The organism is Bradyrhizobium sp. SZCCHNRI20481 (assembly GCF_032485055.1).
Lineage (GTDB): Bacteria > Pseudomonadota > Alphaproteobacteria > Rhizobiales > Xanthobacteraceae > Bradyrhizobium.
The window spans coordinates 143,421-155,539 of sequence record NZ_JAUEUE010000008.1 but is presented as its reverse complement, the minus strand read 5'-3'; the positions used below and the strand labels follow the sequence as shown (position 1 = coordinate 155,539).

The window sequence follows — 12,119 nt, the reverse complement described above, 5'->3', positions numbered from 1 at the left end:
AAATCCAGTCAACCAACGAACCAGCCAGGGAGTATCTCGCATGGGCGTCAGCGTCGGCGTGCTCGATCATTTCAACATCCGGACCCGCAACCTCGCCGAGACCGTGCGCTTCTACGAGGACGTGCTTGGGCTCGAGAACGGCGCCCGGCCGAACTTCGCCTTTCCCGGCGCCTGGATGTACAGCGAGGGCCGCCCGGTGGTGCACCTGGTCGACATCTCGCCGACCTCGGAGGCACAGAAGCCGGACTCTGGCGTCGTCCACCATGTCGCCTTTGTCAGCCGCGGCTTTGCCGGCATGAAGGCGCGGCTCGCCGCCAAGGGCATGCCGTTCGACGCGCGGCAGGTGCCGGGTGGGGACCTGTGGCAGATCTTCGTGCGCGACCCCAACGGCGTGACGATCGAGCTGAATTACGAGGCGGCCAAGGAGCAGGCCGAGGATGCGCCGGTGGAGACCGCATCCGACATCGGAACCAAGGTGGCGTTTTGAGCCGGCCGGCCTTATGAAGCAGCGCAACGCAGGGTCGGAACGGTCCCGTCGCCGACGACGGAAGATCATGTCCGGCCAACAGGATAGGGCGCGACGATGTGGCGCGTTCTGAACTTCTTCAGGAGACGCGCCGTGAGCGTGACGCAGCAGCAGGTTATCGAGGCACTCAAGCGGGTCCGCTCGCCGCGCGGCGTGGCGCTGCCGGACGCCGGCGTGCTGTCGCCGATCACCGCCAATGACGGCAAGGTGTTCTTCTCGATCAATGTCGAGGCCAGCGAGGCCCGCGCCTGGGAAGACACCCGCGCGCAAGCCGAAGCCGCCGTGCGCGCCATTCCCGGCGTGACCATGGCGATGATCGCGCTGACCGCCGAGCGCAAGGCGGGCGCTGCCGCCCCGCCGCCGCGGCAGGGCGGCGTGCAGCCGGTCGCGGCGCATCGTCCGCATCAGCACCAGCATCCGGCCGACTCGCCGATGTCCCGGCAGGCTCCGATCCCGGGCATCGCGGCGGTCATCGCCGTCGCCTCCGGAAAGGGCGGTGTCGGCAAGTCGACCACCGCGATCAATCTCGCGCTGGGCCTGCGCGATCTCGGCCTCAAGGTCGGGCTGCTCGACGCCGACATCTACGGCCCCTCGGTGCCGCGACTGACCGGCCTGCAGGAAAAGCCCAAGCTCACCGACGACAAGAAGATGATTCCGCTGTCGCGGTTCGGCCTGTCGATCATGTCGATCGGCTTTCTCGTCGACGAGGACAGCCCGATGATCTGGCGCGGCCCGATGGTGATGTCGGCCATCAACCAGATGCTGCGCGACGTCGCCTGGGGTACGCTCGACGTGCTCGTCGTCGACATGCCGCCGGGCACCGGCGATGCCCAGCTGACTCTGGCGCAGAACGTGCCCCTGAAGGGCGCCGTGATCGTGTCGACGCCGCAGGACCTGTCGCTGATCGACGCCCGCCGCGGGCTTGCGATGTTCCGCAAGGTCAACGTGCCCGTGCTCGGCATCATCGAGAACATGAGCTACTTCCAGTGCCCGCAATGCGGCGCCCGGTCCGACATCTTCGGTCATGGCGGCGCGCGCCACGAGGCCGAGCGGCTCGGCGTGCCGTTCCTCGGCGAGATCCCGTTGCACATGGACATCCGCTCGACGTCGGACGCCGGCAACCCGTTGGTCGAGAGCGAGCCGAACGGTCCGCACGCGGCGATCTACCGGAGCATCGCCGCGTCGGTGCGGGATCAGCTCAAGGACGCCATCGCCGCTGCTTGATGCACTGCAGCGAAGCGCGTGCGACTATTGGACCGTTTGTCATTCCAACGTCGCGTTTTCGCTTAACCGGTTCCGTGCTAAAGCCCGGCCCGGATCGCCTTCGACCGTGTGCGGCCAATCGCATCGGCGGATAAATGCTTTTTCAACGGGAAACGCCCCCAACAAGGAGATGCCCTAATATGAAGCGTCGTGATTTTCTGAAGGTTTCGGCCGCCGGTGCCGCGGCGACGGGGGCCATCGCCTCGCCGGCGATCGCGCAGTCGTCGCCCGAGATCAAGTGGCGGTTGACCTCGAGCTTCCCGAAGTCGCTCGACACGATCTATGGCGGCGCCACCGAGCTGGCCAAGTACGTCGCCGAAATGACCGACAACAAGTTCCAGATCCAGGTGTTCGCGGCCGGCGAAATCGTTCCCGGCCTGCAGGCGCTGGACGCGACCGCCAACGGCACCGTCGAGATGTGCCACACGGTGTCGTATTACTACGTCGGCAAGGACCCGACCTTCGCGATCTTCGCTTCGGTGCCGTTCGGCCTCAATGCCCGGCAGCAGAACTCCTGGCTGTATCAGGGCGGCGGCAACGAGCTCGCCAACGAGTTCTACAAGAAGTTCGGCGTGATCGGCTTTCCCTGCGGCAACACCGGCACCCAGATGGGCGGTTGGTTCCGCAAGGAGATCAAGACCGCCGCCGACCTCTCGGGCCTGAAATTCCGCATCGGCGGCATCGCCGGCCAGGTGCTGCAGAAGCTCGGCGTCGTGCCGCAGCAGCTCGCCGGTGGCGACATCTACCCGGCGCTGGAGAAGGGCACCATCGACGCGGCCGAGTGGGTCGGCCCCTATGACGACGAGAAGCTCGGCTTCCAGAAGGTGGCCAAGTACTATTACTATCCGGGTTGGTGGGAAGGCGGTCCGACCGTCCATGCCTACACCAACCTGGACAAGTGGAATTCGCTGCCCAAGAGCTACCAGGCGATCCTGACCAACGCGACCATGGCCGCGAACACTTGGATGGCGGCGCGCTACGACATGCAGAACCCGTCGGCGCTGAAGCGCCTGGTCGCCGGCGGCACCCAGTTGCGCCCGTTTACCAACGAGGTGCTGGAAGCCTGTCTCAAGGCGACCAACGAGCTTTGGGGCGAGATCTCGGCCAAGAATCCCGACTTCAAGAAGTCGATCGATGCCATGCAGGCCTACCGCTCGGACGAATATCTGTGGTGGCAGGTCGCCGAATACACCTACGACAGCTTCATGATCCGCTCGCGCACCCGCGGCTGATCTTCAGCATTTCGATCGGCGGATAGACATTGAGCCCGGCCTCGCAAGAGGCCGGGCTTTTGCGTTGCATTGCGACATCGTTTTGCAATGGCACTCCGACGCACTTTGATCCACACTGGAACTAAGCCTCGCAAGAAGGCTGCCCAGGAAACGAACACAATCACCACAAGGGAGGAAAGAGCATGAAGCGGAGAGACTTCATCAAGGTCACCGGGCTCGGCGCTGCAGGCGCCGCCGCGATCGCATCGCCCGCGATCGCGCAATCGATGCCGGAGATCAAATGGCGCATGACCACGAGCTGGCCGAAATCGCTCGACACGCTGCATGGCGGCGCCGAGATCATGGCCAAGATGATTGGTGAGGCCACCGACAACAAATTCCAGATCCAGACCTTCGCCGCCGGCGAGATCGTGCCCGGCCTGCAGGTGCTCGACGCCGTGCAGAACGGCACCGTCGAGATGGGCCACACCGCGTCCTACTATTATTTCGGCAAGGACCCGACCTTCACCTTCGGCTCGTCGGTGCCGTTCGGCCCGAACATGCGCATCAACCAGGCCTGGTACCTGATGGGCGGGGGCAAGGAGATCCTCAACGAGTTCTACAAGAGCTACAACGTCACCTCGCTGCTGGCCGGCAACACCGGCTGCCAGATGGGCGGTTGGTTCCGCAAGGAGGTCAACTCCGTCGACGATCTCAACGGCATGAAATTCCGCATCGGCGGTTTTGCCGGGCGGGTGCTGCAGAAGCTCGGCGCGGTGCCGCAGCAGATCGCCGGCGGCGACATCTATCCGGCGCTGGAGAAGGGCACGATCGACGCCGCCGAATGGGTCGGTCCCTATGACGACGAGAAGCTCGGCCTCTACAAGGTCGCGCCGCACTACTACTTCCCCGGCTGGTGGGAGGGCGGGCCGATGCTGCTCGCCATGATCAACCTCGACAAGTGGAACGCGCTGCCCAAGCACTATCAGAAGCTGCTTGAGCAGGCCGGCCACTACTCCAACAACTGGATGATGGCCAAGTACGATTCCGCCAACCCGCTGGCGCTGCGCAAGCTGATCGCCGGCGGCGCCAAGCTGCATCCGTTCCCGGCCCCGGTCATGGAAGCCTCGTTCAAGGCCGCCAAGGAACTGCATGCCGAGGTCGCCGCCGGCAATCCAAACTTCAAGAAGGCGCTGGACTCGCTCACGGCCTATTCGGGTGCGGGCTATTCCTGGTTCCAGGTCGCCGAGGTCGGCTACGACAACTTCATGGCCCGGCGGTCGCAGAGCTGAGCGAGATTCCGTCGTTGCGAGCGCAGCGAGGCAATCCAGGGCTGCGCGCGTGCCCCTGGATTGCTTCGGCGCAAGGTCGCCTCGCAATGACGCGCTGATAGAGACGGTCCCAAACAGGTCCCAAACAAGAGAGGCGGCCCCAAACAAAAACCCCGGAAGCGGAGCTTCCGGGGCTTTCTTCATTCGGTCGGAGCCGCCGTCTACTGCTTCGGCGCGCCGAAATCCAGCGGCGGCAGATCGATCTGCGGCACCTCGATCTTGACCTTGTCGAGGTCGACCTGGACCGGCTTGTCGAGCAGGCCGGTCACCGTGACCGGGAACGCGATTACGAGCAGCACCATGATCGCCTGCAGGCCGATCCATGGCATCGCGCCCCAATAGATGTCGGAGCTCTTCACTTCCTTCGGCGCGACGCCGCGCAGGTAGAACAGCGCGAAGCCGAACGGCGGATGCAGGAACGAGGTCTGCATGTTCACGCACAGCATGACGCCGAACCAGATCAGGGCGGCCTCCGGGCCGACCACCGGCGCCAGGATCTTCTGCGCGATCGGTGCGATCATCGGCAGGATGATGAAGGCGATCTCGAAGAAGTCGAGGAAGAAGGCCAGGAAGAAGATGAAGACGTTGATGAAGATCAGGAAGCCCCAGACGCCGCCGGGCAGGGAGGTGAGCAGGTGCTCCAGCCATTCGCCGCCGGAGACGCCCTGGAACACCACCGAGAAGCAGGTCGAGCCGATCAGGATGAAAGTGACCATGCAGGTGATGCGCATGGTTGTCTCGTAGCCCTGCTTGATCAGGTCGCGCAGGTCGGGGAGGGCGACGGCGCGGATGCAGAGCCAGGCAACCGCGAGATAGGTGACCGCGAAAGAGAGCTTGAATGCGAGGTTCTCGGTGAACAGCATCGCGATGATGGTGCCGATGCCGGCGGCGACGACGCCGACGATCAGGATGCTGCGATCGCTCTTGGTGAACTCCTTGTGGTGGATCACCGCCAGCACGATCGCGCCGACCGCGCCCATGGCGCCGGCTTCCGTCGGCGTGGCCAGGCCCATCATCATGGTGCCGAGCACGACAAAGATCAGCACCGCCGAGGGAATGATGCCCATCAGGCACTTCTTCCACAGCGCCCAGCCGGTCAGCGTACGCGCCTCCTTCGGCACCGGCGGCAGGTGGCCCGGCTTGACCAGGCCGAGCACGAAGGTGTAGCCGGCGAACAGCACGACCTGGAAGATCGAGGGGCCCCAGGCGCCGAGATACATGTCGCCGACCGATTTGCCGAGCTGGTCGGCCAGAACGATCAGCACCAGCGACGGCGGCACCAGCTGGGTGATGGTGCCGGACGCCGCGAGCACGCCGGTGATGTAGCGCATGTTGTAGCCGTAGCGCATCATCACGGGCATCGAGATCATCGCCATCGCGATCACCTGTGCCGCCACCGTGCCGGTGATGGCGCCGAGGATGAAGCCGACGATGATGACGGAATAGCCGAGGCCGCCGCGGATCGGCCCGAATAGCTGGCCCATCGAATCCAGCATGTCCTCGGCGAGCCCGCATCTCTCCAGGATCGCACCCATGAAGGTGAAGAACGGGATCGCGAGCAGCAGGTCGTTGGCGAGCACGCTGCCGAAGATGCGGCCCGGAATCGCCTGCAGGAAGTTGAGGTCGAAGAACCCTAAGTCGATGGCGAGGAAGCCGAACGACAGGCCGACGGCGGCGAGCGTGAACGCCACCGGGAAGCCGATCAGCATCGCCAGGACCAGGCCGCCGAACATCAGCGGCGGCATCATCTCCAGCGTAATCATTGCGTCGGCCTCTCGTATTTGGCGTCGATCGTCACTTCACCGCGCAGCGCGGCGGCGCGCTTGATCACCTCGGAGAGGCCCTGCAGCGCCAGCATCACGAAGCCCGCGGGGATGGCGAACTTCACCGGCCAGCGAAGCAGGCCGCCGGCATTGGCCGACATCTCGTTGACCGAATAGGACTGCATGAAGAACGGCCAGGACAGGTAGGCCAGCAGCAGGCAGGTCGGGATCAGGAAGAACAGCGTGCCGATCAGATCGAGCCAGAGCTGGCCGCGCTCGGACAGATAGAGATAGAGCAGCTCCACCCGAACATGCTCGTTGCGCCGGAAGGTGTAGGAGGCGCCGAACATGACCAGCAGCGCGAACATGTACCACTGCAATTCCAGCCAGCCGTTCGACGAGTAGCTGAAGGCGTAGCGGATCATGGCGTTGATCGCGCTGACCAGGCAGGCCAGCAGCACCATGATATTGCAGACGTAACCGATCTTTTCGTTGAGCTGATCGATGGCGTTACTGATTGCCAACAAGGGGCGCATCATTGTCTCCGCTGCGGGCGCTGTCAGACGAGCGCGCCTGAGCTCTCAGGAGGCACGGCTTCGCGATCACGCAGAACGTGCATGTCGTCATGACGGCGCGCTTGAAGCGAATCCAACGAAACGTCCTCCCCCTCGATGCCTTCAGCTCTTGTTCGGCGCTTGTATGAAGGGCGAGCGCCCATCGGCCGCGCTGGGCCTGAAAGCGGGGGCACCATTTCAGCGCGCCGTCCTGCCGTCAATCGGAAAATGGACACATTGACGCGCCGGCAACAGTCTGGCGGCGCTGGCTAAACCCGGGTTCGGGGGGCGGCGTCCGGCCTGCCGAAAGAGCGGGCAGTTCGCTGCCGGCCGTCCATCGCTCCGATGGGGGCGGCCGTGGAGGATGGTCGCGTGGGCTGTCTGGGGCGGAGCGCGGGATCAGAATGTGGTGTGGTGATCCGGCGAGGCGTCTGATCCCCGCCAAGGGAATGTTGGCGTGGGGCCACAAGCTGGATAAAAGCGTCGTCGTGGACGTTTGATGCAGGGACCAACCGGATGAGCAAGCCGAGCAAGACCGAAGCCGAACTGATCGCGATGGCGGTGGCCGAGCTGAAGGCTCATACCGAGTACGCCGAGGGCATTCTCATCGCGGTCGTGCGGGACGGAAATTCCTGGGAGTTTCGCGCCAGTGCCGATCAGGAGACGATCGGCAGGCCCGGCTATCCCGAATGCGTCGCCATGTTGGTCCAGATTGGAGACCATCTGTCGAAGCAGTACGCGCTCCAGGAGAAGTGAAATGGCTTCGTGACCGCTGGCGGCGGGCACTCCGACACCGTCGAACCCGCAGGCATCTGGGGATGCCAGGGGCCTGACCCGAGGCGGCGAGCCTCCTCAAAAATCAAAAAAACCGGCCGCGCCGCCTGATGTGCGGCGCTACAGCACCACCACGCCGGAGTGCTTGGCCTTGTTCTCGGGTTCGACGTGGATGGTGATCCAGCTGTGCTCGTCGTGCTCGCGCAAGGCGGCCTCGATCCGGTCGCAGATTTCGTGCGCCTGGTTGACCGACATCTCGCCGGGCACCACGAGGTGGAACTCGATGAAGGTCAGCTTGCCGGCATGGCGGGTCCGGACATCATGCGCCTCCAGTGCGCCGCCGGCATGCTGACTGATGATCAGGCGAATGCGCGCCAGCGTGGCGTCCGGGACCGCTTCATCCATCAGCCCGCTGGTGGATTCCTTCAGCACCTGCCATCCCGACCACAGGATGTTCACGGCGACCAGCACGGCCAGTGCGGGATCGAGGATCGGCAGCTGCAACATCACCGCGAGGCCGAGGCCGACCACGACGCCGCCCGAGGACACGACGTCCGTCAGCAGATGGCGTCCGTCGGCCACCAGCGCCGGCGACCGCAGCCGCTTTCCCCGCGTGATCAACAGCCAGCACCAGACCGCATTGATCGCGCTCGCCAGCCCATTCACGGCGAGCCCTTCGACGGGCGCCGAAAACGGCCGCGGATTGAAGAAATTCCCGTAAGCCTCATGGATGATGAGCAGCGCCGCCACGACGATCATGACGCCCTCGATCACCGCGCTGAAATACTCCACCTTGTGGTGGCCGAACGGATGGTTGGCGTCGGCGGGCTTGGCTGCGATGCGCACCGCGACGAGCGCGACGGCGGCGGTGACGACGTTGACGATGCTCTCGAGGGCGTCCGAGTACAGCGCGACCGAGCCGGTGATCCAATAGGCAAGATACTTCAGGCCGAGCACGATCGTTCCGACCACGAGGCTGCCGATGGCGAGCTTGAGCGATTGCGAGGCCATGATGTCCTGATCCGATCCCGCGCTGGGGTACTCAACGCTGCGGCGGAACGCAACCTCCGCTGCCGGCCGCTCGCTATCGGAAAAGCTGATATCCTCGGTTCATCGCCGTTGCGAATGCGCCGGGCGCGGCGTTGCCGCGAGCGCAATATGATCTGTGGAAAACAGAACGGCCGCGCCCACGGACATGGACGCGGCCTTGTCGCGGCAAGCGCCGATAGCAATGACGCCGCCGACTACTTCTCTTTGATGACCGTGGTGGTGCTGGTGGAGCTGCCGACCGTGCCTTCGTCCTCGCAGACCTTGGTCTGGCGGATGCGGTCCTCGGCTTCCACGCGGCTGGTGAACGCCATCGGTCCGATCTGCGTGACGACCTCGCGGTCGGCGGGGCGAGTGGTGGTGATGGTGCAGCGATGGCTCGGTCCCTGCACGATGTAGTATTCGTCCGCGAGCACTGGCGCGACCGATCCGATGATCACTGCGCCGGCAAGAAGAAGGGGTGCTTTCATTGTCGCCTCTCTTTCCAAGAACAGCCAAAAGGGGAGCGGGATTCGATGAGGAGTTTTCTGCCTCATCGTTCGATGCTCCGCCTTTGCAACTCGGCCGGCTGGTCGGGGTTCCGGTACGCCACGCGCAGCCTGTGTGATGCGATGCAGTGTCGGCAGCGATGGACGCGAGATCCCGTCAGGATCCAGCGACACGCGCGCACGCCCGCCGTGGCGCGCTTGCCAGTGTCCCAAGCGCGTCGCGCCGCGGTTGGCAGGCGAACATCGATCACGACCTCGTCCGTGCATCGACGGACGTCGCGATATCGACGAGCCGGCGCACTGGCGGCGGTAGCGATTCAGAGCAGCCTGACGGTCACCTTCGCCTTGCCGGTATTGTTCGGATAGAATGCATCGTACACCCAGGGCAGCCCGATCACGGCGTCGTTGACATAGAGGAACAGCTCACCGCCGCGCTCGGCCTTGAACCTCGCCTTGTAGGCCTGAGGCGTGGTGTTGGGGGCGGGAACGGGGTCGAGGAAATATTCGTCGACTCCCGTCTCGCCGACCCTGGCGATCAGCCGATACCAGGGCCGGAAGAGAACGCGGCGCAGCAGGATGCCTGCGTAGAACGTCCCGCGGGCGTAGCCCCGGACCGTCGAGGTGCGATAGCCGGCGGGCGTGACCGGATGCCCGGCGTCCTCCCACGGGTCGGTCATGGTGACGACGATCTCGTAGGAGAAGCCGGGACGGACTCTCAACCCGGTGGGAGCGCAAACCGCATCGGTCGAGAAATCCCTGGCATCCTGCGGAATGCCTTTGTCGACCGCGACGAGCTCGTGGGCAGGGGTGCCATGGCAGAAGGCGCCCATCGAGTCCGCGGCGTTGAACAGGACATGGCTGATCAGCGTGGCCGCGAGCCAGACGGTGCCGAGCGCGAGCAGCAACGGGCCGACATGCCGCTTGCCGTTCCTGATGGCGAACTGATAGGCGCGATTGGTCCGGAGGGCGTAGATGGCTTGATGCATCGGGCCGGACAGCATCGGGGGCGCTGCTCGTTCGCGCCAGATCACGCGCATCAGGTCGCTGATGCGGTCGCTGAGGAATGTCCCGGCCGCAGTCAGCGCGACGAGGATGATGATCCCGCCGGCGAACCATTCGGGATTGGCGGCATACCAGTCCGTCCACCAGTGCAGCGATGTCGGCAGGAACGATTCGACCAGCCGGACCGCCTCGGAGACCATCCTGATGCGCGAGTCGTATTCGTGCGTGCGATCGAGGTCGTGGAACAGCCAGAAGGCCGCGAGGTGGAGGGAGGCCGCCAGCGTCGCGAAATAAGCGAGACGTCTGAACCACACCAGATTCCACAGCTTTTCCTGGGCCGCGAACCGGGCGGCCGCTCCGGCCGGCGTTTCGAACGTGGTCGGCCCGAGAGGCGCCAGCGTGCCGTCGTAGCGGACGATGACGTAGTTGTCCGGCAAGCCGATGGGCGCATAGGCATTGCAGCCGCTGTCGATGCGGTCGAAGACGCTTTCGTGAATCTTCGGCATCGACACCTGGACGCCCGCCGCCGGGTCGTTGCACAGCTCCGACACCTTGCGCGGGCCGTATCGATAATAGGAGCCGAGCCCGGAGCGCGAGTTGTAGAGTCGGCCGTCCTTGTCCTGTGACGTGACGATCGACTTGATCGCATCCGGATCGGCCTCGGGCGCGGTCTTGAAGACCAAGCCGCGTTTGACGGCCTCGTCCACGAGCCAGGTCAGGGGGACGTAGGAGAGGGAATCGTCCGGATAGCCACCGCCGACATTGGCGTGCATGCCGACGAACCAGACCTGCACCAGTCTTTCGTCATCGATCGTTTTGGCATCCTGCGGCTTGGTCTCACCCGCCTCGGTCCAGAGCACCGGATGGAAGGTCGTCCTCTCGTCGTCGAGCGCGAGCGCGTGGCGCGCGCATGTCACCCGCGGGCTGAGCACGCGGTTGGGAAGCTCGAGCGGCCACACCCAGTTGGAGATGCCCCGCGTCATCTCGTCGATCGGAAGTCCATAGGCCGCGACGGTGTCCCACAGCCCGATGAACGCGATCGCCGGGAGGCATTTTCGCACGATAAGGTCGAGCGATTTGCGGCCCATGATGCGGTCGATCACCGGCACCAGCATTTTGTCGCGAAGCCAGCGGAACAGCACCTCGATCCGCCAGATCGAATGGTATCCCTTGGCGCGATAGGCGCGATAGGCCTTCACGGCGCCGTCGTGCAGCTCAGCCTCGGTGTCGGCAACGATCAGCCCCTGATCGAGCATCAGCGCGGCGAGCACCCGGACGGTGAAGGCGCCGCGGCTGAAGCCGAACAAATAGATCTTCGAGCCGTCCGCGTGGTCGTAGTTGCGGCAGACGAACTTATAGGCATCCAGGATGTTGCGCTTGAGGCCGAAGCCGAACGCGCCGCCGAGCAGGGCGAGCGGAACGAACGACGATGTGCCGACGCCGTCATCATACTTGGCCGCCTGGGCATTGCCCTGCAGGTCGAGCGCCTGGAATATGCGCCAGACGTTGGTTCGCCACACGCTCGAGGCGGCGTTGCCTGTCCCGTCGGACAGGATGATGATCTTGGGACTCGCCATGCAAAGGACCCCGCTCGACATTCAGAGCCGAGGAGCGGAAGCGTAAACCGCGCGGGGGAGAAATCAACCTGAGATGGTATGGCGCCTTCTGCTGCGTGGCGGGAGGCGCGGGTGCGCCGCTGGAGCGACGCGGCGGGCGGGTAAAAAGTGCACTGTCATCGAAATACGCCGACGTGCTCGACGAGATGCGCGCGCGAGGGCGCTGCGTCGAAGGGATCACTGAAATATTGCGTCTCGTGCGCCACTCCGCCGTCGCGGAATTCCATGATGCTCACCACGTAGGAGGGGGCGCCATCATAGGTCAGGACCAGTTCGGTCACCCAAAGATCGCCGCTGCCCAGGATCCGCCGCACTGAGAAGCGCTTGTGGTTGGGCTGCACGAAGCGGCTTTTCTGAATGTTGCGCCGGCCGTGGATCCGCTCGCCCGATTGCGGATAATCCAGCACGGCATCGTCGCGATAGATGGCGTGCTCGGCCTCAAAATCATTTGCGTCCGATGCATCCCAATGGTGCTGCAGGGCAGCGCGCGTGGCGCGGTCATCCATGGCAATCTCCCATTCAGCTGCGCGCTCTCGTTGCAGAG

At 64.5% G+C, this 12,119-nt stretch carries 11 protein-coding genes; 5 read left to right on the top strand and 6 right to left on the bottom strand.

What is annotated here, in order from left to right:
- The first annotated feature begins 40 nt into the window (after positions 1-40).
- From QX132_RS15240 to QX132_RS15225, 4 genes are all read left to right on the top strand, one after another.
- Positions 41-487, top strand: coding sequence for a VOC family protein (locus QX132_RS15240; protein WP_316161742.1), 447 nt, complete (start codon positions 41-43; stop codon positions 485-487).
- A 132-nt stretch (positions 488-619) separates the two neighbouring features.
- Positions 620-1,750, top strand: coding sequence for an Mrp/NBP35 family ATP-binding protein (locus QX132_RS15235; protein ID WP_316161740.1), 1,131 nt, complete (start codon positions 620-622; stop codon positions 1,748-1,750).
- Positions 1,751-1,884: 134 nt separating this feature from the next.
- Positions 1,885-3,021, top strand: coding sequence for a TRAP transporter substrate-binding protein (locus QX132_RS15230; RefSeq protein ID WP_409997703.1), 1,137 nt, complete (start codon positions 1,885-1,887; stop codon positions 3,019-3,021).
- A 182-nt stretch (positions 3,022-3,203) separates the two neighbouring features.
- Positions 3,204-4,292, top strand: coding sequence for an ABC transporter substrate-binding protein (locus QX132_RS15225; protein WP_315758965.1), 1,089 nt, complete (start codon positions 3,204-3,206; stop codon positions 4,290-4,292).
- Positions 4,293-4,492: 200 nt separating this feature from the next.
- Here the strand turns inward: QX132_RS15225 and QX132_RS15220 are convergent, their stop codons facing one another.
- Together QX132_RS15220 and QX132_RS15215 are read right to left on the bottom strand one after the other, a co-directional pair.
- Positions 4,493-6,094 (bottom strand): TRAP transporter large permease subunit, encoded by a 1,602-nt coding sequence (locus tag QX132_RS15220; protein WP_315739619.1) that lies wholly within the window; start codon positions 6,092-6,094, stop codon positions 4,493-4,495.
- Entirely contained in the window at positions 6,091-6,630 is a 540-nt protein-coding gene (locus QX132_RS15215) for a TRAP transporter small permease subunit (RefSeq protein WP_315739620.1), read from the bottom strand. The genes QX132_RS15220 and QX132_RS15215 overlap by 4 nt, the downstream gene beginning before the upstream one ends.
- A gap of 534 nt (positions 6,631-7,164) precedes the next feature.
- Here QX132_RS15215 and QX132_RS15210 point away from each other — a divergent pair.
- On the top strand, positions 7,165-7,404 hold the full coding sequence (locus QX132_RS15210; RefSeq protein ID WP_315739621.1) for a hypothetical protein: 240 nt from the start codon (positions 7,165-7,167) through the stop codon (positions 7,402-7,404).
- Positions 7,405-7,542: 138 nt separating this feature from the next.
- Here the strand turns inward: QX132_RS15210 and QX132_RS15205 are convergent, their stop codons facing one another.
- From QX132_RS15205 to QX132_RS15190, 4 genes are all read right to left on the bottom strand, one after another.
- Positions 7,543-8,433, bottom strand: coding sequence for a cation diffusion facilitator family transporter (locus QX132_RS15205; RefSeq protein WP_315739622.1), 891 nt, complete (start codon positions 8,431-8,433; stop codon positions 7,543-7,545).
- Between the two features lie 233 nt (positions 8,434-8,666).
- The gene (locus tag QX132_RS15200; protein ID WP_315717640.1) at positions 8,667-8,939 is read right to left on the bottom strand and encodes a hypothetical protein; all 273 of its coding nucleotides are present in this window, start codon (positions 8,937-8,939) and stop codon (positions 8,667-8,669) included.
- A gap of 335 nt (positions 8,940-9,274) precedes the next feature.
- Positions 9,275-11,536, bottom strand: a complete 2,262-nt coding sequence (locus tag QX132_RS15195; protein WP_316161738.1) for a DUF2235 domain-containing protein — start codon at positions 11,534-11,536, stop codon at positions 9,275-9,277.
- Positions 11,537-11,691: 155 nt separating this feature from the next.
- Complete coding sequence (locus tag QX132_RS15190; RefSeq protein WP_316161737.1) at positions 11,692-12,081, bottom strand: nuclear transport factor 2 family protein; 390 nt, start codon at positions 12,079-12,081, stop codon at positions 11,692-11,694.
- Positions 12,082-12,119 lie beyond the last annotated feature (38 nt).